Origin of the sequence: Rhizobium album (assembly GCF_003122325.1) — a bacterium.
GTDB lineage: Bacteria > Pseudomonadota > Alphaproteobacteria > Rhizobiales > Rhizobiaceae > Metarhizobium > Metarhizobium album.
In genome coordinates this window covers 83,647-109,715 of record NZ_QFBC01000016.1, presented here as the reverse complement: position 1 = coordinate 109,715, position 26,069 = coordinate 83,647, and the positions used below count along the sequence as shown (strand labels likewise).

The 26,069-nt window shown below is 58.0% G+C and carries 20 protein-coding genes and 2 pseudogenes; 9 read left to right on the top strand and 13 right to left on the bottom strand.

Annotated features, from left to right (window positions below; all coding sequences use genetic code 11):
• Window positions 1-411 precede the first annotated feature (411 nt).
• From DEM27_RS26035 to DEM27_RS26025, 3 genes are all read right to left on the bottom strand, one after another.
• Window positions 412-1,581, bottom strand: a complete 1,170-nt coding sequence (locus DEM27_RS26035; RefSeq protein ID WP_109461160.1) for a M20 aminoacylase family protein — start codon at window positions 1,579-1,581, stop codon at window positions 412-414.
• A 2-nt stretch (window positions 1,582-1,583) separates the two neighbouring features.
• Window positions 1,584-2,222 (bottom strand): GntR family transcriptional regulator, encoded by a 639-nt coding sequence (locus DEM27_RS26030; protein WP_109461159.1) that lies wholly within the window; start codon window positions 2,220-2,222, stop codon window positions 1,584-1,586.
• A gap of 190 nt (window positions 2,223-2,412) precedes the next feature.
• Window positions 2,413-3,243 (bottom strand): helix-turn-helix transcriptional regulator, encoded by an 831-nt coding sequence (locus tag DEM27_RS26025; RefSeq protein WP_109461158.1) that lies wholly within the window; start codon window positions 3,241-3,243, stop codon window positions 2,413-2,415.
• A gap of 95 nt (window positions 3,244-3,338) precedes the next feature.
• Here DEM27_RS26025 and DEM27_RS26020 point away from each other — a divergent pair, with 95 nt between their 5' ends.
• Entirely contained in the window at window positions 3,339-4,238 is a 900-nt protein-coding gene (locus DEM27_RS26020) for an SDR family oxidoreductase (protein ID WP_109461157.1), read from the top strand.
• A gap of 578 nt (window positions 4,239-4,816) precedes the next feature.
• On the opposite strand, the gene DEM27_RS26015 is transcribed toward DEM27_RS26020, so the two are convergent.
• Window positions 4,817-5,845: a Glu/Leu/Phe/Val dehydrogenase family protein gene (locus DEM27_RS26015; protein ID WP_109461156.1), complete on the bottom strand. Its 1,029-nt coding sequence runs from the start codon at window positions 5,843-5,845 to the stop codon at window positions 4,817-4,819.
• Window positions 5,846-5,928: 83 nt separating this feature from the next.
• Between DEM27_RS26015 and DEM27_RS26010 the strand changes: the two genes are divergently transcribed.
• On the top strand, window positions 5,929-6,420 hold the full coding sequence (locus DEM27_RS26010; protein ID WP_109461155.1) for an Lrp/AsnC family transcriptional regulator: 492 nt from the start codon (window positions 5,929-5,931) through the stop codon (window positions 6,418-6,420).
• Between the two features lie 292 nt (window positions 6,421-6,712).
• Here DEM27_RS26010 and DEM27_RS26005 read toward each other — a convergent pair whose 3' ends face one another.
• Window positions 6,713-7,720: a zinc-dependent alcohol dehydrogenase family protein gene (locus DEM27_RS26005; protein ID WP_109461154.1), complete on the bottom strand. Its 1,008-nt coding sequence runs from the start codon at window positions 7,718-7,720 to the stop codon at window positions 6,713-6,715.
• A gap of 503 nt (window positions 7,721-8,223) precedes the next feature.
• Here DEM27_RS26005 and DEM27_RS26000 point away from each other — a divergent pair.
• Complete coding sequence (locus tag DEM27_RS26000; RefSeq protein ID WP_109461153.1) at window positions 8,224-9,126, top strand: AraC family transcriptional regulator; 903 nt, start codon at window positions 8,224-8,226, stop codon at window positions 9,124-9,126.
• Window positions 9,127-9,265: 139 nt separating this feature from the next.
• On the opposite strand, the gene tnpC is transcribed toward DEM27_RS26000, so the two are convergent.
• The 4 genes and pseudogenes from tnpC to DEM27_RS25980 all read right to left on the bottom strand — a co-directional run bounded on the left by tnpC (window position 9,266) and on the right by DEM27_RS25980 (window position 12,826).
• Window positions 9,266-10,846 (bottom strand): IS66 family transposase, encoded by a 1,581-nt coding sequence (gene tnpC / locus DEM27_RS25995; protein WP_109461218.1) that lies wholly within the window; start codon window positions 10,844-10,846, stop codon window positions 9,266-9,268.
• Between the two features lie 66 nt (window positions 10,847-10,912).
• Entirely contained in the window at window positions 10,913-11,260 is a 348-nt protein-coding gene (gene tnpB, locus DEM27_RS25990; protein ID WP_109461152.1) for an IS66 family insertion sequence element accessory protein TnpB, read from the bottom strand.
• Window positions 11,261-11,474: 214 nt separating this feature from the next.
• Window positions 11,475-11,609 (bottom strand): annotated as a pseudogene (locus tag DEM27_RS35290) (transposase); the annotation flags it as partial.
• 305 nt (window positions 11,610-11,914) lie between these two features.
• Entirely contained in the window at window positions 11,915-12,826 is a 912-nt protein-coding gene (locus DEM27_RS25980; protein WP_109461150.1) for an NmrA/HSCARG family protein, read from the bottom strand.
• Window positions 12,827-12,943: 117 nt separating this feature from the next.
• Between DEM27_RS25980 and DEM27_RS25975 the strand changes: the two genes are divergently transcribed.
• A complete protein-coding gene (locus DEM27_RS25975; protein ID WP_109461149.1) occupies window positions 12,944-13,366 on the top strand; it encodes a winged helix-turn-helix transcriptional regulator in 423 nt (140 codons plus the stop codon).
• A gap of 162 nt (window positions 13,367-13,528) precedes the next feature.
• Here the strand turns inward: DEM27_RS25975 and DEM27_RS25970 are convergent, their stop codons facing one another.
• Window positions 13,529-14,659, bottom strand: a complete 1,131-nt coding sequence (locus DEM27_RS25970; protein ID WP_109461148.1) for an FAD-dependent monooxygenase — start codon at window positions 14,657-14,659, stop codon at window positions 13,529-13,531.
• A gap of 82 nt (window positions 14,660-14,741) precedes the next feature.
• Between DEM27_RS25970 and DEM27_RS25965 the strand changes: the two genes are divergently transcribed.
• Complete coding sequence (locus tag DEM27_RS25965) at window positions 14,742-15,383, top strand: TetR/AcrR family transcriptional regulator (RefSeq protein WP_109461147.1); 642 nt, start codon at window positions 14,742-14,744, stop codon at window positions 15,381-15,383.
• A gap of 84 nt (window positions 15,384-15,467) precedes the next feature.
• On the opposite strand, the gene DEM27_RS25960 is transcribed toward DEM27_RS25965, so the two are convergent.
• Window positions 15,468-16,403 carry an NmrA family NAD(P)-binding protein gene (locus DEM27_RS25960; RefSeq protein ID WP_109461146.1) on the bottom strand — a complete coding sequence of 312 codons (936 nt, stop codon included), beginning with the start codon at window positions 16,401-16,403 and terminating at the stop codon, window positions 15,468-15,470.
• A gap of 73 nt (window positions 16,404-16,476) precedes the next feature.
• On the opposite strand from DEM27_RS25960, the gene DEM27_RS25955 reads away from it, so the two are divergent.
• Entirely contained in the window at window positions 16,477-17,301 is an 825-nt protein-coding gene (locus DEM27_RS25955; RefSeq protein ID WP_109461145.1) for an AraC family transcriptional regulator, read from the top strand.
• 500 nt (window positions 17,302-17,801) lie between these two features.
• Here DEM27_RS25955 and DEM27_RS25950 read toward each other — a convergent pair whose 3' ends face one another.
• A complete protein-coding gene (locus DEM27_RS25950; protein WP_109461144.1) occupies window positions 17,802-18,740 on the bottom strand; it encodes a LysR family transcriptional regulator in 939 nt (312 codons plus the stop codon).
• Between the two features lie 77 nt (window positions 18,741-18,817).
• On the opposite strand from DEM27_RS25950, the gene DEM27_RS25945 reads away from it, so the two are divergent.
• The 3 genes and pseudogenes from DEM27_RS25945 to DEM27_RS25935 all read left to right on the top strand — a co-directional run bounded on the left by DEM27_RS25945 (window position 18,818) and on the right by DEM27_RS25935 (window position 22,065).
• Window positions 18,818-19,714 carry an MBL fold metallo-hydrolase gene (locus DEM27_RS25945; protein WP_109461143.1) on the top strand — a complete coding sequence of 299 codons (897 nt, stop codon included), beginning with the start codon at window positions 18,818-18,820 and terminating at the stop codon, window positions 19,712-19,714.
• Between the two features lie 12 nt (window positions 19,715-19,726).
• Window positions 19,727-20,719 (top strand): alpha/beta hydrolase, encoded by a 993-nt coding sequence (locus DEM27_RS25940; protein ID WP_109461142.1) that lies wholly within the window; start codon window positions 19,727-19,729, stop codon window positions 20,717-20,719.
• Window positions 20,720-20,918: 199 nt separating this feature from the next.
• Window positions 20,919-22,065: pseudogene (locus DEM27_RS25935) on the top strand (IS3 family transposase).
• A 512-nt stretch (window positions 22,066-22,577) separates the two neighbouring features.
• Here DEM27_RS25935 and pyc read toward each other — a convergent pair.
• Window positions 22,578-26,042, bottom strand: coding sequence for a pyruvate carboxylase (gene pyc, locus DEM27_RS25930; protein ID WP_109461217.1), 3,465 nt, complete (start codon window positions 26,040-26,042; stop codon window positions 22,578-22,580).
• Window positions 26,043-26,069: the final 27 nt, after the last annotated feature.

Sequence of the window (26,069 nt, the reverse complement as noted above, 5' to 3'; positions counted from 1 at the left end):
ATCCCATAATCAACACATCCGTGTCTTCATGACAAAAATCAACTGAATTTGTTATGTTATACCATCTTCCGCAGGATTCTTTTTGGAACTTTCGGGCGGTTCTGGACAGGTAAAGCTTTGCGGGAATGAGATAATGACACTTAGGCCCCATGCCCGGCGATATCGAGTTAAACGTGGTCCCACAGAACAATGCTCTCGTTTGAATCGATGCGCCCTCCCCGCGGGCCAGCGCGGGTCTTCAGCTAGCCTCAGCAATATAGCTGCCCCGACAGTTTCTCAAACGAGAGAAGAAGGCGGCCGTGTGGTGTGATCGAATCCATGGAACTCCAAAAGTTCAAGCGGGCGCAGACCTTAACATGGCCTCTTAAACCACCCGCGCGCCGGTTCCATTAAGACCGTCAGGCGTAAAAACTATTGCGTTCTCGCCTCAACGAGTGAGGCGAAGTAAGAGGCCCCGAACGGAAGCGCTTCGTCATTGAAATCGAACCACGCGCTATGGAGGATGCGACCGTTGCCATCAGAGCCGTTGCCGATCCAGCCATAGCACCCGCGCCGGTCTTCGAGCATGAAGGCGAAGTCTTCGACGATCATCGTCTGCGGCGGATTCGTCTCGACCTTGTTAAACACCAACGATCCGGCCGCTATCGCGGACAGGGTTGCAGCCGTCGAATTGATGAGGGTTGGATATTGCTGGGCGTACGTAATCTTGCATTCAGCGCCAGTCGACAGTGCAATGCCTTTGACGATACGCCGCAGCGCCGGCTCCGCTGCTGTGCGCGCGGCCGGAGAGAACGCTCTCACGGTGCCCCGGATCGTGATCATGTTCGGCAAGACATTATAGGCGTCGCCGCCATGAATCTGCGTGGCGCTGACGACGATAGCGTCCAGCGGGTCGGTGTTTCGGGCCGATATCTGCTGGAGGGCGACAAGGATGTGCCCCGCCGTCAGAACGACGTCGGCTCCCTTGTGTGGCTGTGCTGCGTGCATTCCGGTCGACGTGACCTCGATCTCGAAAGCATCGCCCGACGCCATCATCGGCCCTGCCTTAACGGCGAAGGTTCCGACCTCCATGCCCGGCCAGTTGTGCAAGCCGTAGATCTCGTCGCAGCGAAAATTCTCGAAAAGTCCTTCACGGATCATGCGTGCGGCGCCGCCGTCTTCCCCACCCATCTCCTCGGCTGGCTGGAAGATGAAAACGACACGGCCTGAGAAATTCCGGGTCTCAGCAAGATAGCGAGCGGCGCCGAGAAGCATCGTCGTGTGCCCATCATGACCGCAGGCGTGCATGACGCCCGTGTTTGTCGAGCGATGGGCGAAATCATTGCGTTCCTCGATCGCAAGCGCATCCATGTCAGCCCTGAGCCCGATGGAGCGCTCGCTTTCGTGGTTTCCGTGAAGCACGCCGACAACGCCGGTTCCGCCCACGCCTTCGGTCACGTCGATGCCGTAGGAGCGAAGCTTTTCCGCGACGAACCTGGCAGTTTCATATTCCTGGTAGGAAAGCTCCGGATTGGCGTGAAGATGTTGCCGCCACCGGGTCATTTCGTCGTGGAATTCTGCGATCCTGTTCGTGACGGGCATCTTCAATCTTTCCCTGTTCGTATGTCGTGGTGAGCAAGCTGCAAATGCTCGCCTAGCGCTGCAATCGCACCGGCCTCGTCGCCATTCCGGCAGGCCTGAAGCAACTTTCGGTGCTCGGAAGCAGACTTTTTGGGGCGGACGACAATGGAGCTCGCGATCACCTCGGCGAGAGCCGATGCCTTGTTCAATTGCTCGATGGTCCGCAGTAACATCTGCCGGTTTGACGGACGATAGAGAGCATGGTGAAAATCCCAGTTCAGTGCGGAAAGCCTCGAAAGCTCTTCTTCTGAGTCTGCGGCGTCGAGTGCCATCTCGGCTCTTGCAAGATCGAGCTTCGTAATCTGTGGAAGGGCGGATCGGAGTGCCAGCGGTTCCAAGACTAGCCGCATCTCGAACAGGTCATCGACCATTCCCCGGTCCAGCTCAGCGACCCTCGCCCCCTTATAGCCGATGGTCTCGACCAGCCCCTCTTCGGCAAGCGATTGGAGGGCGTGCCGCAGCGGTGTGCGGCTTACGCTCAACTGTTCGGAAAGCGCTTCCTGTCGCAGCGGCTGGCCAGGCCGAAGCGCGCCATTCAAGATCAGCGTCCTGATCCTGACGGCAATCGTTTCCGACTGCGTCTTGTTGGTATCCGAAATCATGATTGTATCCAATACCGACTTTGTCTCACATTGTCAACTTGGAATGAGCACCGGCAACCCAATAGGTTGCAACGTAATCATAGTGCCGATGGGAGAACCAACATGAGCAACGCGCGCCTTAGTGAGCACCGCAGTCCCCAGCCCCTAGAGTCCGGAATGCTCCAGCCCGCGTGACCTCTTTCGGCCAAGCTCAACAAGCGCCGGTAATCAGTAGGCGAAACTGTTCCATCACCTCGGAGTTTGCCGGACTGTAGATCATCATGTTTAGATCGGACCGGCCTTCGACCGAGAAGGTCGAAAATTCCAGATCGATCAATCCGAGGACGGGATGATGAAGGCGCTTGATGCCTTCGCGTGTACTTGTGATTTCGTTGTCGTCCCACATTACCTTGAATTCCGGGCTGCTGGCGGAGAGTTCGTCGACCAACTTTCGGATTTCCACACCCGCCCCAGCGCGCGCGGCGTCGGCCCGAAATGCGCCAACGAGATAACGAGCGACGGTGCGCCATTCGTCCTGCGCGGCGCGCATGCGCTCGTCGGAGAACATCATGCGAAGAATGTTGCGACGCTCCTTAGGCAACTTGGCATAGTCCGTCAGGATAACGACCGCAGCCTTGTTCCACGCGACCACATCCCATGTGGCCGTTCTGATGATCGCCGGACTGAAAGGCATCGAGTCCAGCACACGCTGCAGCCTGGGAGTAATGCCATCGTATTGGCGGTAGTGGGGCTCGGGCGGATGGCCGAAAGCGAGAATATGCAGATGATCACGCTCAGGCTCGGTCAGCATCAGGCCTTTTGCGATGCGATCGAGCACATGGGCGGAGGGCGCTCCGCCGCGTCCCTGTTCCAACCAGGTGTACCAGGTTGGGCTTATATTGGCGCGCTGGGCGACTTCCTCGCGACGCAGGCCCGGCGTGCGGCGCCGTCCTCTCTGAAAGCCGAATGAAGCCGGGTCGAGGCGCATGCGCCGGTCGCGGAGAAATATGCCAAGAGCATTTTCGGAAGCGTTGTCGCTCATGCGAACCTATTAACAATTATACCATGATAAAGTTACTACTTTAACAGGACAATTTTTCATGAGATCACTTGGCACGTCAATGCAGGAGATTTCATATGCGTGTTTTTCTGACAGGTGCCACCGGTTTCATCGGATCCCGTGTCCTTCGCGAACTGTTGGCCGCTGGCCATGAGGTGATAGGCCTCACCCGGTCCGACTCCGGCGCGAAAGAACTGGCAAGTGCCGGCGCATCCGCTTATCGCGGAACACTGGAGGACCCCGCAGGCCTGGCGAAAGGAGCCGAGAATGCCGACGCCGTCATTCATACGGCGTTCGATCATGACTTCTCCAATTTCGTCGCCAACTGCGAAAAGGATCGCCGTGTCATTGCCGCGCTCGGGTCAGTTTTGAAAGGATCGGACCGGCCGATGTTCGTTACTTCGGGTGTCGGCATCGGCGATCCTGGGGATGGTGAACCCGCTCGCGAGGATGTGTTCGACGCCAGTCATTTCAATCCGCGGATAGCCTCGGAACTTGCTGGCCAGGAACAGCTCGAAGCGGGCGTCAACCTCGGTGTCGTTCGGCTTCCGCAGGTGCACGACACCTTCAGGCAGGGCCTCATCTCGCTCTACATCGACATGGCTCGCGACAAGGGCGTCGTTGCCTATGTCGACCAGGGCGCCAATCGCTGGGCTGCAGGCCATGTGAACGATGTGGCGAAGCTCTATGTCCAGGCGCTTGGTCGCGCCGAGCCTGGCGCCCGCTATCATGCTGTGGCCGAAGAGGGTGTTGCAGCGCGTGATATCGCCGAAGCGGTCGCGATAGGGCTCGGGTTCCCGGCAGTCTCACTCCCGAAAGAAGAGGCGGAAGCCCATTTCGGCTGGTTCACCATGTTCGCTGCGGCGGACATCCCGGCTTCGAGCGCACTGACCCGGGAAAAACTTGGCTGGCTGCCGACAGGACCAAGCTTGCTCGAAGACCTGAAAAACATGGACTATTCGGCGGCACGTGCTTGAAGTCGGGAAATCCTAACTATTGAAGCGAAAGGATGGACCGCGTGCGGCCGACCGCGCCCGGAGGTCTCACTTCAGGCCCGCGGATAAATTTCGGCGGCTAAACTAGAAGTTCGAAACGTATCTGGCGCTGCTCGCAATAAAAGCCGAGTTGCATGTGGTTGGGCAGACGAGGACGCGGCTACACAGGTTGCAACGAACATCACTGCGGCGGGCGCACGCGGCCTCCGCATCGCTGGGAAGCTTTACTCTTCATCGCAAGGCTATAGGCGCAAAAATCTCCCGATTGGGAGTGTAGTCGATGGACATGCCTGATCGAGGAAGACGGTTCAATTGTCCTCGTCTCGGCATCCTTAAAATGCGAGTGCCCTTCCGACTGAGCTCTCGCTCTCATGCGGGAGGCAGTAATGATGGGTTGAATAGCGGCGAGTTTAAGACACCCGCGGGTCAGATTCTCTGCCGCTTCTCGAACTCGACGGGAGCCTGCGGGCCATGTGGGAGCGGCTCACCGGTCATCGTTCGGCTGGTGTCGCTCGCAACAGTCGCCAAGGTCCTTGCTTGCTTTCCGCCGATATCAATAGCTATCCTTGCAGACGTCTACGCGCGAGGCGGTCAGCAGCCACTCCCGTGGGAATGCCCTCGGCTTTTGACATGGCCAAAACTTTGTGCGTCGTCTCGTGGATTGCTGCCACGCGGGACAAGCCTTCTGCCAGCTTGAACTGAACGCCCTTGCGCGCCACCGACAGAACACCACCGGCGTTTACGACATAGTCGGGGCAATAGGTAATACCACGCTCCCAGAGCAGCTTATCCTGGGACGGGGCGCTCAATTGATTGTTCGCAGCACCGGCGATAATCTTGGCCTGGATTTCCGGAATAGTCTTTTGGTTGAGCGTCCCTCCCAGCGCGCAGGGCGAATAAACGTCGGCGTCAGCCAGATGAATTTGTCCTGACGCCACAGCCGTTGCACCAAAGTTTTGCTGGGCGGCTCGAACTTTCTGCTCGTCGAGATCATAAACGATCAAATGAGCACCAGCGTTCTTGAGCAATTCACAAAGCGCCATGCCGACCTTACCCAATCCCTCAACCGCCACCGCGCGGTCGGACAGGTCAGAGAACCCGCGGAACTCAAGAGCAGCCTGGATACCGTGAAAAACGCCCCAAGCGGTACAAAGAGCGCCTTCGCCTCCATCTTCCAAAGGAAGGTTTCGAATATGCTCAGTGACCGAGCTCATCAAACGAACGTCAGCAGTAGAAATGCCGGCATCTTCCGCAGTCGTGTAAAGGCCGCCAAGCCTTTCGATGATGCGTCCGAACGCTAGGAGACGTTCCGTACGTCTGCTGGCATCTAAATCGTCAATGATCACGGCTTTAGCTCCGCCATGCTCCAATCCACTCGCAGCATACTTGTAGGACATCCCCCGCGACAGGCGTAAGACGTCGCTTAAAGCGTCTGCATCACTTCCATAGGCTCTCATCCGACATCCGCCCATGCCAAGGCCTAGGGTCGTGTCGTGGATCGCAATGAACGCGCGAAGCCCTGTAGTCTTGTCCGTGCAATACAGAACCATCTCGTGATCGTCGAAATCAGGGTGTGTCGCGATCTCCACTCAAGTTACTCCTTTGCCGAATAATGTTCGTTACAGTAAAATATTAACAGCAGAATATTCGGAGAAAATGCGGAGACAAGCCTATGGAAAAAGTTACGAAGCACGTTCGGCGAAAAAGGCATCTTGATGATGGGTTAGACGCAATGGACCGAAAACTGTTAAGTCTGTTGGCTGAGAACGCGGAGTTAAGCTACGGCGAACTCGGCAATAAGATCCATCTTTCGCCACCGGCCGTTCATGAGCGCGTAAAGCGGCTCCGAACTGGCGGCTTTATCCGCGCAACGGTGGCGCTGCTTGATGGGCCAAAGATCGGCAAAAACCTTCTCGCATTTGTTCATTTAGAAACTAGCAACTGGGAGACGACGCGCAGGGTTCTAGAAATGACGAGCTCCAGCGCAATCGAAGAGATCCACACTGTCGCCGGTGACACAGCCATGATTCTGAAGGTCAGAACCGAAGATCCTGCATCCCTCGAAAAACTCCTTGGTACGTTTCATCGTCTAGAGGGCTTTAAGAGCGTCAAAACATTTGTGGCTCTTGGTACCTATCTCGAGCGCGGGCCGCAAATCGAGTGATCTCGCCTGCTTCCCGAGGCACAAACGACAGTGGAGCAGGCTCAGCAAAAGGCACGTGGAGAACCTCAAACATGCACGTTTCGGCGATGGGGGGCTCCCTGAGTAGCTCGAACTGTACAGCGGCTTACGGCGGCAATGGCTGCTGCGAGACCAGCCGTCGGGCCAGGACATTGCTCCCTCCCCTACTCAGCTCATCGTAGAAGCGCCGTCGCTGCCATTTGACAATCCCGGGACGTACAGTCCTCAGGTGAAAAGGCGGGCAAATGCATGCCCGCCGTTGGCCAGCATTTGATTAAATATCGATGACGATCTTACCAAAGTGCTGTCCCGACTCCTCGTATCGAAAGGCCTCCGCCAGTTCCTCAAGCCTGAAACTGCGGTCGAGGACCGGCCTGATTTCGTGCGTGGCTAAAAATTCCACTAGGTCAGCTTGGTCTTGCCAACTGCCATTGAGGCAACCTTGGAACCGGATCTGCTTGGCGAACACTGGGATCATCGGGATCTTGGCTTCCAGGCCGCCGAGGAGGCCGATCATCGCTATATGACCGCCGATCTTCACGGCCTCAATCGACTGCGGTAGGGTTGTCGGCCCGCCGACGTCGATAACGTGGTCGACGCCCTTGCCGCCGGTCCATTCGTGCGCAAGGCGACCCCATTCCGGCTCGTCACGATAGTTGATGACATGATCCGCGCCGAGCGCGCGCAGCCGCGCGAGCTTGTGCGAGGAGGAGGATGTAGCGATCACCCTGGCACCGAGCGCCTTGGCGATCTGAAGCGCGTAGAGCGACACGCCGCCCGAGCCTTGCACGAGCACTGTTTCACCGGCCTGAAGAGGGCCATTTACTAGCAACGCGCGCCAAGCGGTCACGCCGGCGGTCGTGATCGTCGCCGCCTCCGCCATGCTGTAGCCGCGCGGTATCGGTGTAAACAGGCCAACTGGCCCTGTGAACGTCTCGCATGCGACCCCGTCTACTCCATCGCCCGGTGTCTGCGAAAAGTCGGAGACTTGCGGCGGCCCCGAACGCCATTGCGGAAAGATGCAGGTCAGCACAGCGTCGCCGGGCAGGAAGTCTGTTACTTCGCTCCCGACCTGTTCGACGATCCCCGCGCCGTCTGCCAGCAGGATGCGACCGTCTTCTGTCGGCGCCCTGCCGCTGGCGACTCCATAATCGTGATAATTGATACAGCCAGCCTTCATGCGGACGCGTATCTCATTGGCGGCCGGTGCACGCGCATCGTCGATGTCTGCAAGACGAATACGATCAAGGCCGCCAGGCGCGTCAAGGATCATGGCTTTCATCTAGTTTTCTCCTGGGATTGGTTGATGGTGTGTCGAACGTCGAGGCGACGTCGGGGATTGTACGTTCGGTGGTCTTTCAACTACGCGACCGGGCAAATGCACTCGTGGACGAGTACGTTGGAGCGGCCGAATCCGACGTTTGCGCGTTGCCGCTTTGGGTTACTACAACCCGACGTAGCGAGGTGCTGTATTCAAACTGGATGCTTCACCATGATCGCCGATGCGGGCTGTTTGGTCGATCGGATGATGACGTTGCGCGGCCCTCGCCGCGACCCCGGGGGGTATTGATGAAATTTTCGAGTTATTGAGCGTGATCATCTCATTCCATGAGCGTGTGGATGAAGGTTAGTCTGTGCAACGGTGGCCCTTCGCATGTCGTCTCAAGCTGTTCCCTCCAAATGTCGTTCCTACCCTGCAATTAAACAACGCCGGATTCGATCCAATTTTTGCCTAATCGGATCATTTGGCTTGTTCACGTCCACGCGTCGAGTTAGATTTGATCGATGCAAGACTTACTCAAAAAAATGCGCGATCGCGTACTGGCCCATTTCGCCGGACCGCAGATGACGACTCCTGTTCCGCGGTTGAGCGTTGCGATATCGCATGGCGTTTGTGATCCAGAAACCACGCTGTGCGGACCGGGTTTCTGCTTGGTGCTTCAGGGGACCAAGCAACTTGTAATCGGGAACGAAACACTGAACCAGGGACCCGGACGATCGTTCGCTTCGCTAATCGAACTACCCGCCACACGGTGCCTATTCGAAACAGCAAACCACGAGCCGTATGTGGCAGTCGGATTTACCGTCGATCCTCTGCTGCTCGGGGAACTGCTTGCGGATCTGCCTCCCCCGGCGCCGAGCCTTCCTGAACCGTCAAGTTTCAGCGTGGCGGAAGGAACGGCGGAACTGCTCGAGGCTTGGAGCCAGCATCTGAGGCTGCTGGATGCCCCAGGAGATATCGCCGCGCTGGCGAGACCAAGGGAGCGTGAACTGCTGTACCGCCTGCTGCAGAGTGCGCATGGTTTAGTGCTGCGGCAGTTTGTCCGCGAGGAAGGCAGTCGGGCGCAAATACGCAAAGCCATCGCTTGGATGCGGTCCCACTTCGATCAGCCTGTCACCGTTAGGACCATCGCCGAAGTCGCCGGTATGAGCGTTCCGGCCTTTAACCGGCATTTCAGATCGGCTACCGCGACAAGCCCGATCCAATATCAGAAAGCGCTGCGACTGCAGGCTGCGCGACAGTTTCTTTCCAAGGGCAATGACGTGACGCGGACGGCGCAAGCTGTTGGTTACGACAGTGTCTCCCAGTTCAGTCGCGAGTATTCGCGCAGGTTCGAGCGTTCGCCCAAACAGGATTCGTTGGCGATGCTGGACAAGCGGGCCCAGCCCCCGGCTGCCATGATCTGACGATAATTTGGTTGCAGCTCTCCGATGAGGAGAACGAGCGCGGACTGAAGCAATACATGGTGATGAGGCCGCCATCACATGACAGCTTTATCGACCTGTTTGCACTGCTGAGACTGGCTGCTTTTCCGTAAGCGTCCGGTCAGGCCATTTCTGACAGAACTTGCAGGTTCCACGGCAGGAGTTCGTCTATCCGGTTGATGGGATGATCGGCGATGCGGGTGAGTACCTCCCGCAGGTAGGCTTCTGGATCGAGGTCGTTGAGCTTTGCGGTCTCGATCAGCGACAGGACTGCAGCGGCGCGTTCGCCGCCCTTGTCTGATCCCGCAAATAGCCAGTTCTTGCGGCCGAGCGCAATTGGCCGGATCGCCCGTTCGGCCGCATTGTTGTCGATCTCGATGGTGCCGTCTTCAAGAAAGCGGCACAGCGATTTCCAGCGGGAAAGCGCGTATCGGATCGCTTCCGCTATTCCGGATTTTTGCGGCAGGCGTTTGAGATTGTCGTCCAGCCATAGCCGCAAGGCTTCGACCTTGGGAGTGCCACTATGTTGCTGTGCAGCTTTCCGCACATCTGGCGGTTCACCACGAATGGCCTTTTCGATGTCGTAGAGTTTGCCAATCCGACGCAGCGCTTCCTCCGCAATCGGTGCTTTGCCCGACTTTGTCAGATCGAAGAACTTGCGTCTTGCATGCGCCCAGCAGGCGGCTTCCAGGATGGTCGGTGGGCCGCCTGGCTTGTGTGGTTCGTAGAGATCACGGAAGCCTGCATAACCGTCGGCATGCAGCACGCCGGAGAAAGTGGCCAGATGCTGCCCGGGATGCAATCCCCTGCGATCCGGACTGAAGAAGTAGCAGACTGCAGGTGGGATCGTGTCACCCCAGGGACGTCCGTCGCGAACATAGGTCCACAAGCGCCCGGTCCTGGTCTTGCCCTTGCCTGGCTCTAGAACCGGAACGGGCGTGTCGTCACCATGAAGTCGACGGCCAGCGAACACATGGTCTCGAAGCTTCGCTAGCAGCGGCTCCAGCAATGTGCTGGCCTTGCCGATCCAGTCGGCCATGGTCGAGCGGTACAGATCGACGCCTTCCCGCGCATAAATCTCGGATTGGCGATAAAGAGGCAGGTGATCGCAATATTTGGCGATCAGCACATGGGCAACCAGCCCCGGTCCCGACTTGCCGCGTTCGATGGGCAGCGACGGCATCTCGGCCTTAACCTGCGTATCGCAACCCTTGCAGGTGAAGCGGGGCTGGATATGACGCACGACACGGAACGAGGCCGGGACATAGTCGAGAACCTCGCTGACGGTCTCGCCTGAACGGATGAAGTCGGAGCTGCCGCAGACTGGGCATGAGCAGCTTGCCTGGTGCGTCACGTCATGGCGTGGCAGATGATCTGGCAATGGCTGGCGGCTCGGCTTGGCCTTTGCTGGACCGGCAGTCGACGACGATGCCTGGACCCCGGAGACTGCCATGGCTTCCGCCTCGGCCGCCTCGATATCTTCCAGCGCCAGTTCGAGCTGTTCAATGGCGCGGTCCATCTTCTCGGACGACGAGCCGAACCGTGCCCGTTTGAGAACCGCAAGCTGCACCTTCAGTTTGTCGATCAGGGTGTCGCGGGATTGAAGCTTTCGAGCCTGTTCAGCCAGCCTATCGGCCTGCGCGGCGATAATGGCTCGCAACGCATCGACGTCATCCGGCAGATTCGAATGGCCTTCTTCCATGCCAAAATCCATACCCGATTTGGCGTCAGAATGCCACCTATCTAACTGTAAAGATTGGCCTCTACTCTACGCAACCCGTATCGGCGCAGATGTCCAAGCGGTTCGCCGCCAGTCGATACCTTCCCACAACATCGACAACTGCGCTGCCATCAGCCGGGCAGTGCCATCGGTCGCGGAGGGCCAGGGAAAGCGGCCCTTCTCTAGGACCTTGTAGTAGAGGCAAAATCCCTGCCCATCCCAAAACAGCAGCTTGATGCGATCACCACGACGGCCTCGAAACGCAGACACCGAGCCGGACGCGGGCTTCTGGCGGAGCGACGATTGCACCAGCGACATCAGGCCGTCGATCCCCTTGCGCATGTCCGTCACACCGCAGGCGAGATAGACGCACACATTTGCGCCTGGCGCAATCATGCGTCTTCAACGAGCGGATCAGTGCCTTTAGGACATCAGGCTCAATGTTGGCTTCCACCTTCAATACACGGCCGCCCTTGCAACCGATCTTGATCCGTATGGGCCGTGCCGAGCGCTTTGTGGTAGGCTTGTCCACTGGTGCCGGACGCTCGGCCTCGTCGCTCGATGGCGTCGCGATCAATGCGACCGGCAGGAAAGATACCACTGGCTCAGCCTGCTCCGCTGCAAACTTCCGTCGCCAAGTGTAAATCTGCTGCGGTTTGATATCGTGACGCCGAGCGACGTCGGCGATCCTGACATCCGGGTCGCCGCCTCTTGCAGTATCGAAAGCTTCTCGTCGTCGGACCAATCACGCCGACGCTCGACGCCTGTCAAAATCTCCATGCGGCCCATAGTTCATCCCTGATGACGTCGCTAATGACGGAATTAGTGACGTAACTTCAGGTGTTCGTGGGAAATCTCAAAGCCTGACTCACCGGGCGCTTACGCTTTTCCTCGTAAACACTGGACCCGATACGCGGTCGCGATGTCATTCTGCCCGCGTCCCCAACCCCAGTTCGCAACATCGCAGCGCGGGACTCAATCTGTCGCGGACATGACGTCAGCGATCAAAGTTCGATACGAAGGCCTATTTGCATCGCTCGCGTTGGCCTCTTAGCGAAGGGCCACCTCAGCCTTGTCGTCCTTGAGGGCGTTTTCAAAGTGCGGTTTTCCAGGCCCGTCGAGCCATTCCTCAAGCGAAGTCAGATGACCAAATTCCCGCTCGATGGCCGGTATATCCGCGGCGCCTGCGAGCAAACCATTTTCCAGAAGTTCCGTCAGACGATTGAGGAAAGGGTTCTTCGTAAGCAATTCTTCAGGAAAGCGCTTGTAAACGATCGGTTTGCCGGCAGCTTTTGTGAATGCCTGTTCAACCTCCTTGCCGGTCACCGATGCACTCGCAAGCTCGATCGCCCTCCCGGCAAAACGATCCGGGTTAGAGAGAATTTCGGCGTTGATCCGGCCGAGGTCGTCCACCGCGATCATCTGCATGGACTGCTCTGGGCGCATGAAGAAGGTGAATTCGCCCTGAGGCAGTCCCATACCGGGCAGAAGCATCATCTCCATAAAGCTTGCCGGACGGGTGATCGTACTCTTGATCGGGAGGCTTCGCACATAAGCTTCAATTTCGGACTTGCTGTCGAAATGACCCATTCCCGTCGGACCTTTTCCCGCTGCCCCGCCGGAAGAATAGAGGAGATGTCCAACGCCCTGCCGAAGTGCGCTGTCCGCAATCGCCTTGCCTTGCCAGACTTCCTGTTCGTCCGTGATTTCACCTGCGGGTGAACTGGTCTGGACACTGAACACGCCGACGATGCCGGCCATCGCCCGATCGATCGAGACAGGATCGAACAGATCGCCAACTGCCAGGGAAATACCTTGGGCAGCCAGAGCCTTGGCCTTGCCGCTTTCCGGATCGCGGACAAAAGCTCGAACCTGTCTCCCCTTCGCTTTCAATGCGCGTGCAACCGCCCCGCCTTGTTGTCCGGTCGCGCCAAACACGAGAAATTCTGCAGTGTGATCCATATTGGTTACCATCCGTAATTAATGACGGTTATCAAATGATACCGATTGCAAATCGGCGCAAGACGGCACATTTTTGATCGTCGGTTACATCATCATAACCATTGAAGGAGTTCATTCGTGCAGCGTGAAATCAATGGCCGCCCCGTTATCGAAACCGCACGGGGCCCCGTCTTGACCCCATGCGCACCCGGCAGCGTGCTGGGCCGTCTCGGCGACAAATGGACTATTCTGGTCGTATCGATGCTCGCCCTGTCACCTGATACACCCATGCGGTTCGGCGCGATCCGACGCGGCATTCCGGACATTTCGCAAAGGATGCTGACCCTCACGCTTCGCAGTCTCGAGCGTGACGGTCTTGTGGCGCGTCATTATTATCCTGAAGTGCCGCCGCGGGTTGAGTATGAATTAACGTCCCGCGGCAGGTCCATGCTGGATCCGTTGGCTGCCTTCACAGGCTGGATCAGGGATACCTGGCAAGATATTGAAGCCTCGCGGAAGGAATTCGATGATGTTGAACGAAGCGGAACAAGCGCGAATTAGTCTTCGAAGTAAAGATCAAAACCGTTTCCGTTCCAAAGCGATCGAAACGCAATAGCCCGCCGCCTCGGCTTGGCTGAGCGCGTGTGTCGCGGGGGGGTGAAGAGGGTTCTGCCCGCTTTGCAGCGTCCACAAGAGCTCGATCGTTTCGCCTAGCGTCACCGGTTATGTCACGGGTAGCTGTTCCATCCTGCGCCGGATGGATTCTTCCGTCTTTGGAAAGAAAATCTCCAGTCCGAAATCGACGGCTTGCATCTGCGTTTCGTCGATAAATGTGCGCAGGCCGTCGTTGTACGCCTCGAAGGCGGATGCGAAGTTGCCGGGGTGCATCTCGAAGGCGTCAGCTAATGCCGCCGCGCCAATTATTGCCAATGATCCGCCCATTCCCGCTGCCGGGGAGGCGCAATAGGCCGCGTCGCCAACGAGTGCGATCCTGCCGCTTGTCCAGCACGGCATTCTGATCTGGCAGAGTTTGTCGAAATAAAAATTATCCGCGGCCTCGATCTCCGCTAAGAGCGCAGGGACCTTCCACCCGAGCCCGCTGAACTGCTCCTTGATGATGCGTTTCTGTTGCGCTTGGTCGCGACGATCGTAATCAAGCTCATTATCGGAACGGAAACCAAGGACAATGTCGGTCTTGCTATCGTAGGCGTTCAATATGACCGACTTGCCAGGCATGCTGAAAACCTGCGTCGTATCCTGCCCGATCATCAGCCTGTCGACGACCGAGATGGAGAAATATGCGCCCAGAAAGTGGCTATAGGTTGCCTCGTCCCCAAAGCTCATCTTCCTGACGACCGAGTGATTGCCGTCGCAGCCGATGACGAGTGAGAATGCGCGTTCCGACCCATCCGCAAACGACGCTCGCACCCCCTGCTGCGTCTCGGTTAAGTTAACGATTGAATTGCCAAAGAGGATCTCGACACGTCCCTCGATCGCCTTGAGCAGCATACCGAGGAGCACGTCCCTTTCTATCTCATATTCCTCCTCGTCCGCTGACTGAGGAGGGAGGCGGCCTTCGATCTCATCGTCGGCATTCTTGAAGATGGTCGGTCTGGGCGGAAGGCGCCGCGATCTGATCTCGTCAAGAAGGCCCATGCGTGCCACGATGCCGATCGTGCGGTCGCGAATATCGACAGGCGTGCCACCTTTCCTGAGGCCTTGAGCGACCTCCACGACGGTGACTTGATATCCGAGCCGGTTCATCCAGTAGGCCGTCGAAAGCCCGGCAAAGCTCGCGCCCGAGACGAGCAGGCTCATCTGCCGGATGCCGGTATCGTCAATTTTCTCTTGCATCAACCACCGCCGATCAGACATAAGGAAAAAGGAGACTCAATCAATATTTATACTCAATACAGATAAGGGGCCGTAGTTTCCAATGTCAATAGTCCCAATCGATCGACGGACCCGCAAGCGGCTCGCCACCCGCCAAGCTATCTCCGATGCGGCCGCGCGCCTGTTCGACGCTCATGGCTTCGATCGCGTGACTGTCGATGAGATTGCCGAAGCCGCGGATGTCGGGCGAATGACAGTGTTCAATCATTTCCCCCGGAAAGAGGACATGTTCTTTGACCTCGACGATGCGGCGCGCGAGCAGGTGCGAGCGGTGTTGCGCCAAAGCGACCCTGAGATTGGTCCGATCGAGACGCTGCGCTTGTTTGCGCATCAGGTCGTGGCGGAGCAGCGCGATTATGTCCGCTTCTTCGACGCGAGCCCGCGCTTCATGCAGACGATCGCTGAGAGCGAGACGCTGAAGGCCCGTGCCAGGGCGATCCGCGATGAGCTTGCTGCCGTGGTCCAGGAAGGACTCGCGGAAAGGGCAGGCCAAGATCGCAGTGATGCAGATGCGCAGTTGGCTGCGAATTTGCTGCTGGCGACTTGGGGCGTCGCGTTCGTCCAGGCCTATCAGACCTTCGAACGCAATCGTGATGAGGCCGAGGCGCAACGGATTCTACTCGCCCTCATCGACCAGGGAAGCATCGGGATCAAGGCCGCGATGGCGGGTTCGCCTTACGCCTGATCGATGCGATCAGCCTGACTAGCTGCCGACCGATGAATCGACGTGCTTATCGAGCCCGTATGACTCGGAATGATCGAAACCGGTCTATCGTCGCGAGCTCCACGTCAGGAAGGTCTCCGGTTTGACGCCATCCGTCCGCGCCTTCTCGATCAGAGGTCTGAGAGTGAACCTGACGAAGTCTGCCATCGTCGTTGGAAGTGCCGGACGATCATCGTGGAACTTTACACGACCGTCGTTAAGAGCCGCCGCGGTGTTTTTGTCATAAACCCACCGATCGAGCGTTCCGAACCTCTCCCGGAATGCCGTTTCAACCTCGCGATCGCTCGGATCGACGAAGCGATAATCCACCTCTCGACCGACTGCCTGACCGATCATCGCGGCGATTTCGGTCATCATGTAATCAATGCCAAGTTGCTTCACCGACCGGTACTGGTCAGGCGGCGTATCGAACTCCTTGGCCGCAAAATCCGCGATGTCTTGGATAGAAACCCAAGGCGCTTTGACATCGGGGGCAAGCGTAAAGCCAATCCTATCGTGCTGCGCGATTGCATCCGCCCACCTGGACAGGTCCTCCATGAACCAACCACCCTGCAGGTGCACCAGATTGATATCGCGTAGCCGGTTGAGAATCTGGTCCAGGATATGAAAGCCCTGGAAATGGCCGGTGTTTCCACTGAGTTCCGACCCCATTGCGGTCAAGCTCACGGCCAATTTGACCGGGGAATCCCGGAGTGCGTCGAAAAACCGAAGGGCTACCGCAGGGTAGTGCCCATGAAAGTCCTCCGCCCCCCAAAGGGTTTTGACCATCAGGAACGCAGCGTCAGCGTCTTCGAAGAACCTGCCAAGCTCACCATCGCCCGTGTCGAAGCTACCGAGAAACGGCTCCGCGCCTTTCGCGACAAGTGCGTTAAGGGCAGGCCCTCCTCTTGAAAGAGCTTTGACTGAATGGCCTTTGGCCAAGAGGTTCTCGGTAAGTCTGGCGCCGATCCTGCCGGTCGCGCCAACCACGGCTATACGCATGGCTATCTCCTAGAGTTGCTAAACTAGGATCCTAAAGGATTGCGGCGCGACCCGGAATTGGAGATAATGCCATATGATCTCGAAATCGGGCCAACCTTCAAATAAGCCACTCTGCAGTACCGCTTGCGATCTCAGCCTCTCGCGTGGGCCGGCGATGGCCATGAGAGTGGACTTCGCCGACTATGAAGCCGAGGGACACCAGCACCAGCACCCGCAGGGTCAGCTGATCCTGGCGCTCCATGGCGCGGTGACATGCACAGCGGAAAGCGGGGTCTGGATTGTTCCGCCCGACTGCGGACTTTGGGTGCCCGGTGGCGTTCCTCACAGCAATCGGGTCACATCCAATGCTCGTCTGACTTACCTGTTCGTCGAGCCCGGTGCGGCCATGCTCCCGGCTGAATGCTGCACGCTTTCGGTATCGCCGATGCTTCGGGAGATGATCCATCGGTTAGCGGACCTGCCAGAACGGGATAGGCGCGACGCGCATGTCGATCGCCTCATGCGGGTCATGCTCGATGAACTCGCGCTGATGCCGCGTGAGAGGTTGGAGCTGCCCGTCTCTGATCATCCAAAGATCGCCCTGATCGCTGCTGCGCTTTTGTCAGACCCGAGCGACCGCCGTACGCTTGGCCAATGGGCCGAGCATGTCGCCGTCAGTGAGCGATCGCTGAAGAGGCTTATGGTCCAGGAGACGGGATTGAGCTTCGGCCGTTGGCGGCGCCAGCTCCATCTCGTCATAGCCCTGCGGGAACTTGCCGGTGGTGCGACAGTCCAGAAGGTAGCAGGCGACTTAGGGTACGAAACCACGACCGCTTTCATCGTCATGTTCAGGAAGGCGCTTGGGACCACGCCATCACGCTACTTTGCTGATCGGCTTTTGAGCGCCGCGCGCGCGTGAGGCGCGTTTCCCATCCGAAGGCACTGGCAGTAGTCTTCGCGATCTCGGCCTGGCGTACAGCAAGTGGCTGGATCCAAGTTTATCCAGTTTGGAGTTCGCTCCAGCGGTTTTGGGCTGATCTAGTCGGGCGGTAGCGGGGAGTTGCGCGGAAAGCCATTCCGGCTGCACAGCACCCATGATGTCGCGGGTTGATTGCCTGAGCGAACCCGGCAGGGGGCATCCGGCGCGGCAATCTGCGCGACGAGGGCATGGTCGCGCCCCCTCTGAGCAAAGACGATCGGCTGATGCCTGTTGCGACCGATACTATCTTGCTCACGCCTGGTTCTTAAGCATCCTCGTGTTGGGCCGAGCACGGCATCCTGATCCCGAGCCGCGCTGCCGCCGTCACTTGGTCGCAACCGTGAAATCGTGCGGATCGACGGACAGGCCAGCCTCGTCCTTGAAATCACCACGGAGGTAAATTCGGCGGTGGCATTACCCCTTAAGCCGGGGAATCACATTCAATCAGCAATTCCGTCAATCAGCGTCGCAACCTGTGAACGAAGCCATTCTGCAGCCGGCTCGCGGTCTGAATGAGCCGACCAGACCATCGCGATGGGATTGACTGTGAGGTCCAGTGGTACGGGGCTTTCTGTCAATCCGAACGTGGACGCGAAACGCCTGATAATACGAGTCGGTAGAGTAGCCAGCAGCGGCGCCATCCGTGCCGTAGCCAGCACGGTCAGGAACTCAGGTGCTGCCATAGCCACGTTGAGCTTCACGCCGAGCTTGTCGAGCGCGTCGTCAAGGCATCCTTCAATGGCGTCTTTTTGGGATACCAGAACGTGCTCTGCATTGAGATATGTCTTCCGGTCGACTGGCCCATCCATATCCAGCAGGTCTTTATTGTAACAACACATCAAAGACTGTTCGAAGAGCTGCCGGTGGCGATGGCGATTGTTGCCCGGGCCATAGCAGCCAACCCCGAGGTCGATCACGCCTTCGTCGAGCATACGGTGAACCTGCTCGGGACTTGCCGCCCGCGCCAGCAATTTAATTCCTGGAGCTGTTTTCCTCAGGATCGCGGTCAACTCCGGCATCAAGATGACTTCCAACTCACTCGAGAAGCCGATGCGAAACGTGTGTGACTCCTGCGACGGATCAAACGCTACTTCCGATATCAGCGCGTTGTGAGCTTGCGTGAGTATCTGCTGGACCACGGGAGCAAGCGAATGTGCTCTCAACGTCGGCTGCATGATTTGGCCAGTTCTGACGAACAGTTCATCTTGAAACAAAAGGCGCAGCGTTGCGAGATTGTGGCTCATCGCCGGCTGTTGAAGCTTCAGGCGCGCGGCGGCTTTCGTCACGCTTCTGTCCCGCATCAGGGCATCGAAGGCGACAAGCAGATTGAGGTCAAAAGACCACAAATTGAAATGATCGATAGAGGTTATTTCATTCATCGATTTGATTGCTAACCTTTTCCGACATTAAAGTCCAGCTTCTGCGGCGACAAACACGCCAGTCAATTGGAGGTAATATGACGCTCCTGCGTAAGGTCCACCGTATCGGTGAAGTGACGATCCAGAAGGTCCTGGAGCAACCGCTTAAAAATGTTCCAAAAAGCTTCGTTTACCCAACGGCAAAACCAGAAGATTTCGAAGGTATCGCGGCACGCCTCGCCACGGTAGACTTGGAGGACAACCGAGATGATCTGGTCCAAAGCGTCCATACTTGGGTGGTTCGCACTCCCCGCCACCTTGTGCTAATCGATACCGGTTCCGGCAATCACAAGCAACGCCCGCTCAACCCTCTTTTTCACGAGCAGGATATACCGTTTTTGGAACGGCTCCGTGACGAGGCCGGCGTGAACCCAGCTGACGTTGACTACGTGTTCAACACACATCTCCACGTAGACCACTCGGGGTGGAACACAGTGCTGGAAAACGGAAGCTGGGTACCAACGTTCCCGAACGCACGTTATGTGTTTCCACGAAAAGAAGCCGAGTACTACGGCAGCCCCGCCAGTCATAACGACGTAAATATTCCAAGCCGTGGCGTGTTTGAAGACAGCGTTCTTCCGGTGATCGAGGCTGGCCTCGTGGACTTCATTGGACCGGATGGCGGAGATTATCTTGATAACTTCAAGTTTATCCCGACCCGCGGCCATAGCATCGGGCATATGTCAATCCAACTGACATCGGGAAATGAAACGGCGATCTTTGGGGGCGATGTGCTCCACCACCCTATCCAGGTCCTCAGGCCACACCTCAACACGGTCTTCTGCGAGTTCCCCGAGGATGCGGCCGCCTCACGAGAGAAGATCCTCCGCACGCTCGCAGACGATCACGCGCTCTACTGTGCAACTCATTTTGCGGGTTCCTCCGCTGGTTACGTGACGCGTGCGGATCACGGTTACACCTGGTCCTACGCTTGAAAGGAAGCGATCATGTCACACAACACAATCGACCTCGAAGAAATCCTATTCGAGGACCATCACATCGCCTGCGATACACCCGGCATCACGCTATACTTGCGCAATAAGCGGCGTCGCGGGGTTGAACGGTTCGGTCCCGAAAGAACCATCGTCATGGTGCACGGTGCGACCTTTTCCTCAGGCAGTCTGTATGACGTCCGACTTGGGGGTATGTCCTACATGGACTTTCTCGCGGCTCGCGGTTTTGACGTCTTTGCGGTTGACGTGCGAGGCTATGGACATTCCACCCGACCGCCTGAGATGGAGCAGGACGGAGCCCTCTCGCCACCTGTGGTTAAAACTGAAACCGGGGTCGTTGATCTCGGTCACGCGGTTGATTTCGTCCTGCGACATCGCGGGCTGGACCGTGTGAACATTTTTGGTATGTCTTGGGGCGGTACCGTCGCTGGTGCGTTTTCTGCGGATAACCCCGAGAAAGTCGTCAAGCTCGCGCTCCTCGCGCCGCAATGGCTCAGCGACAAGCCTATTCCAATCGACACGGGCGGAGAACTGGACGCCTACCGACTTGTTCCGGTCCGCGAATCGAAAACGCGCTGGCTTTCGACTGCACCTGAATATGCGCGGGACAGCTTGGTGCCCGAGGGATGGTTTGAGACTTGGGCTGAGGCGACGCTCGCAGAGGATCCGTGGAGTGGTGGAAATTCGCCGGATCGTCTTCGAGCCTCCAACGGCCCCATCCAGGACATCCGGGACTACTGGCGTCAGGGCCGCGCTTTTTATGACCCGGCTCGAATTGCCGCACCAACTCTTCTGGTGCATGGTGAATGGGATGTCGATGTCACGATCGATCTTGCACTTGCCATCTTTCAAAAGCTGACGGCAGCGTCATACCGGCGTTGGGTCGAGATTGGCGAAGCCACACATCTCGTGCTGATGGAGAAAAACAGAATGCAGGCCTTCGAGGCCATCGCATCGTTCTTCTCAGAACGCTACGCTCCGGAATGAGAGTTGGGGGCGCTGTTAGAGTCGGCTGCCGCTACTTCTACAAATTGATAGGGGCATCTGGGCACCCGGTAGGCTAATTCTGTTGAGAAATCATTCAGCCACATGAGGCCGCGACCATCGCGGCTTCGTCGCTTTTTGGCCTGCTGCCGGTTTCATGGACATCGAGTTAAGATGTTCCTCCTGAAACCGGAGAGCATGAATGCAAAGACGAATATTCAGCCGCGAGTATAAGCTTGACGCAGTGAAGTTGGTCAGGGAACGTGGGGTCACTGTTGCGCAGGCTGCTCGTGATCTTGATGTCCACGAGAATGTCTTGCGCAAATGGGTTCGTGAATACGGCGACGATCCCAGCCAGTCGTTTCCTGGAAAAGGCCAGATGAAGCCGGAGCAGCTTGAGATCGAGCGGCTGCGTCGTGAAGTCGCCAAGCTGAAAGCGGAGCGCGATATCCTAAAAAAGGCCGCAGCCTACTTTGCCAGGGACGCGATATGAAGTTCGCATTCATTGCAAAGCACCGTTCTATCTGGCCGATGGCATGGCTCTGCGAAGCGCTGGGAGTTCTCGTTCAGGTTTCCATGCCTGGCTCAATCGTTCTCCGAGCGAACACGCCCTTTATGATGAGGTCCTGCTGGACAGGATCACGCAGAGCTTCAAATCCAGCGACCGCACATACGGTGCTCGTCGCGTGTGGCACGACGTGTTGGAAGAAGGATTGTCGTGTGGTCTCCATCGTATCGAGCGATTGATGCGCTTGAATGCGCTCAGGGCCAGGCCAAGACGGCGTGGTTGCCAAAGGATGCCGGTGACCGTGCAGTCATCATGCCGAACGTCCTCGGCCGCCAGTTCGTGGCAGACCGTCCGAACCAGAAATGGGTGGCCGACTTCACCTACATTTGGACCGCAGAAGGCTGGCTGTATGTCGCGGTCGTCATTGACCTGTTCTCACGCCGTGTCGTCGGGTGGTCTATGAATGCCAACATGACGGCCCAACTCGTCACAGATGCGCTGACCATGGCGATATGGCGTCGAGGAAAACCAGATGCGCTCCTGCATCATTCCGATCAGGGAAGCCCAATATACGAGCGAGCAGTTCCAGCGCCTCATGGGCGACCACGGCATCACTTGTTCGATGAGCCGCTCTGGAAATGTCTGGGACAACGCCGCAATGGAGAGCTTCTTCTCATCACTGAAAACGGAGAGAACGGCACGCAAGGTATATCGCACGAGAAACGACGCCAGAGCGGACGTGTTCGATTACATCGAGCGCTTCTACAACCCGAAACGTCGACACTCAACACTGGGGTATCTCAGCCCCAATGACTTTGAAACCAAGGTGGGATTAGCTTAACCTCGTGTCCGATAAACCGGCAGCAGGCCATTGCGCGACATGTAGTTCAGCAGATGCTGCACGGATCGATCCATGTCTGACGACCGAGATGAAATAGCGTAGCGAGTTTTTCAGCATTTTCCCGTCGCTGTTTTTACCCAAGGATCCCGGAGCCAGCACCCACTGAGACCTGACGCATGAATGTGCATCTGCCACCTTATCCCCACCTAAGCTACAGGCATACCGGTGGCGAAGTCCATGAAGTAGCGCAAATTCTCGGCCGCTGTATCGTCGCCAACGATGGAGGGTTTCCGATGGAAGCGGTTCATCCTCTCTACTCGTCGCGCCAAAATCTGGAATTCTCTTCGTCACCCCGCATCACAGATGATCTGGCTTGGCCGCGAAACACCAATCGTCGCCGGACGGTCTCGAAGCGGCGAGCAGGCAGCGCTAGCGGGCGCGTGTCACCGCCTGATGTTCCAAATATGGCAACGACAATGCCACGGCTGTCGCGGTTACGAGATAGCGTTCCCCTACCCCTGATAAACGACGAGCAGATCCTTGGCGTCGATCTGGTCGCCGGCCTTGACGAGAACTTCGGCGATCGTACCTTCCTTCTCCGCGTGGATCGCCGTTTCCATCTTCATCGCCTCGATCGACACCAGCACATCTCCGGCATTGATGCCCTGCCCCGGCGAGACGAAGACGCGGGAGATGACACCCGGCATCGGCGCGCCGACATGGGTAGCATCTCCCGGCTCCGCTTTTCGGCGAGCCGCCGCAGTTTGGGCACCCTGGACGCGATCAGGCACCTTGATGCGGCGGGGCTGGCCGTTGAGCTCGAAGAACACCGTGACCATGCCCTGGCTGTCGGTGGCGCTCATCGCCTGGTTGACGATAACGAGCGTCTTGCCCTTTTCGATATCGACAAACAGCTCCTCGCCGTCGCCAAGACCATAGAAATAGGCCGGCGTCGGCAGAACAGAGACCGGGCCGTAGGTATCGGATGTCAGCGCGAAGTCGGTAAAGACCTTCGGATACATCAGGTAGGAGGCGAACTCGAAGTCGTTGACCTCGCGCTCCAGCTTGGTCTCGATCGTCTTGCGCTCCGCATCGAGATCAGCTTCCGCGAGCAATGAGCCCGGACGAACAGTGTAAGGTTTGTCGCCCTTCAGCGCCTTCTTCTGCAGCGCCTCCGGCCAACCGGACGGCGGCTGGCCGAGATCGCCCTTCAGCATCGAGACAACCGATTCCGGGAAGGAGACCTCCTTGTCCGGGCTGACGAAATCGGCAACCGTCAGATCCTGGGAGACCATCATCAGCGCCATGTCGCCGACCACCTTGGAGGACGGCGTCACCTTGACGATATCGCCGAACATCTGGTTGGCGTCGGCATAGGCCTGCGCCACGCGATGCCAGCGGGTCTCAAGCCCGAGCGAGCGGGCCTGTTCCTTGAGATTGGTGAACTGGCCACCCGGCATCTCGTGGAGATAGACTTCAGAAGCCGGTCCCTTGAGATCGCTCTCGAAAGCCGCGTATTGATGACGCACCGCTTCCCAGTAGAAAGAGATGCGGCGGATCCATTCGGGATCGAGGCCCGGATCGCGCTCTGAACCACGTAGCGCTTCGACGATCGAACCGAGGCAGGGCTGCGAGGTATTGCCCGACAGCGCATCCATCGCCGCGTCGACGGCGTCGACGCCGGCATCGACGGCCGCAAGAACGGTCGCAGCAGCGATGCCCGACGTATCATGCGTGTGGAAATGGATCGGCAGGCTGGTTGCCTCGCGCAGCGCCTTGAACAGCACCTTGGCAGCAGCAGGCTTCAGCAGACCTGCCATGTCCTTCAGCGCGATGATATGCGCGCCGGCCTTTTCCAGCTCGACGGCCAGATTTGTATAGTATTTCAGGTCGTACTTCGGGCGCGCCGAGTTCAGGATGTCGCCCGTATAGCAGATCGCCGCTTCGCAGAGCTTGTTCTCCTCGGCAACGGCGTCCATCGACACGCGCATGTTCTCCACCCAGTTCAGGCAGTCGAAGACGCGGAACAGATCGATACCGCCCTTGGCCGCCTGACGGACGAAGTATTTGACGACATTGTCAGGGTAATTCGTATAGCCGACGCCGTTGGCGCCGCGCAGCAGCATCTGCAGCAAAAGGTTCGGCGCCGCTTCGCGCACTTGCGAGAGCCGCTCCCAGGGATCTTCGGTCAGGAAGCGCATGGAAACGTCGAAGGTCGCGCCACCCCAGCACTCCAGCGACAAGAGGTTTGGCAGCGCATGCGCATAGGTGCCGGCAATGCGGGCGATGTCATAGGTCCGCATGCGGGTGGCGAGCAGCGACTGATGACCGTCGCGCATCGTCGTGTCGGTCAGCAACACGCGCTTTTCATTGCGCATCCATTGGCCGAACTTCTTCGGACCGAGCTTGTCGAGCAGCTGCTTGGTGCCATCAGGAATGCCACCACCATTCGTGTAGGGCACGATGGGTTCGGCAATGTCGGCGGATGGCTTCGGCCGGTCCTTGGCTTCCGGGTGACCGTTAACGGTGACATCCGCCAGGTAGGTGAGCAGCTTGGTGGCGCGGTCCTGACGCTTGACCTGCTGGAAGAGTTCCGGGGTTGAGTCGATGAAGCGCGTCGTGTAGCTGTTATCCTTGAAGCTCGGATGCGTGATGATCGCTTCGAGGAAGGTCAGGTTGGTGGCAACGCCGCGGATACGGAATTCGCGCAGCGCGCGGTCCATGCGGGAAATCGCTTCCGAAGGGTTCGGAGCCCAGGCCGTGACCTTCACCAGCAGCGGATCGTAATAGCGGGTGATGATGGCGCCCGAATAGGACGTGCCGCCATCGAGACGGATACCGAAGCCCGATGCCGAGCGGTAGGCGGTGATACGGCCGTAGTCCGGAATGAAGTTATGCTCCGGATCCTCGGTCGTGATACGGCACTGCAGCGCGTGGCCGTTGAGCTTGATGTCTTCCTGCTTGGGAACGCCCGATTCAGGCGTGCCGATCGCGAAGCCGTCGAGGATATGGATCTGTGCCTTGACGATATCGATGCCGGTGACGACTTCGGTGACGGTGTGCTCGACCTGAATGCGCGGATTGACTTCGATGAAGTAAAATTTGCCGGTATCGGCATCCATCAGGTACTCGACGGTACCGGCGCCGACGTAGTTGGTTGCCTTGGCGATCTTCAGCGAGTGGGCGGCCAGTTCCTGGCGCTGCACTTCGCTGAGATAAGGTGCCGGCGCACGCTCGACGACTTTCTGGTTACGGCGTTGAATGGAGCAGTCGCGCTCGAAGAGGTGCACGACATTGCCATGGGTATCGCCGAGAATCTGGCTTTCGACGTGACGGGCGCGCTCAACGAGCTTTTCGAGATAGACTTCATCCTTGCCGAAAGCCGCCATCGCCTCGCGCTTGGCTTCCGTCACTTCGCGAGCAAGATCCTTCGGATCGCGAATGGCGCGCATGCCGCGACCGCCACCGCCCCAGGAGGCCTTGAGCATCACGGGATAGCCGATCTCCTCGGCCATTTTGGCGACGACCTTCATGTCGTCAGGCAGCGGTTCGGTTGCCGGGACGACGGGAACACCGACCGAGATCGCCAGATTGCGCGCCGCGACCTTGTTGCCGAGTTGGCGCATCGTGTCCGGCTTGGGACCGATGAAAATGATGCCGGCCGCGTTGCAGGCATCGACGAATTCAGGGCTTTCCGCCAGCAGGCCATAGCCCGGATGGATCGCATCGGCGCCGGACAGCTTGGCGACACGGATCACTTCGTCGATCGACAGGTAGCTCTCGATCGGCCCGAGGTCGCGGGCAAGATGCGGCCCGCGGCCGACCTGATAGCTTTCGTCCGCCTTGAAGCGGTGCAGAGCCAGTTTGTCTTCCTCTGCCCATATTGCGACCGTTTTTATCCCGAGTTCGTTGGCCGCGCGGAATACGCGGATGGCAATTTCGGAGCGGTTGGCGACAAGAATCTTCGATATGGGCAAGTTGAACTCCAAACTTGGGCACACCGT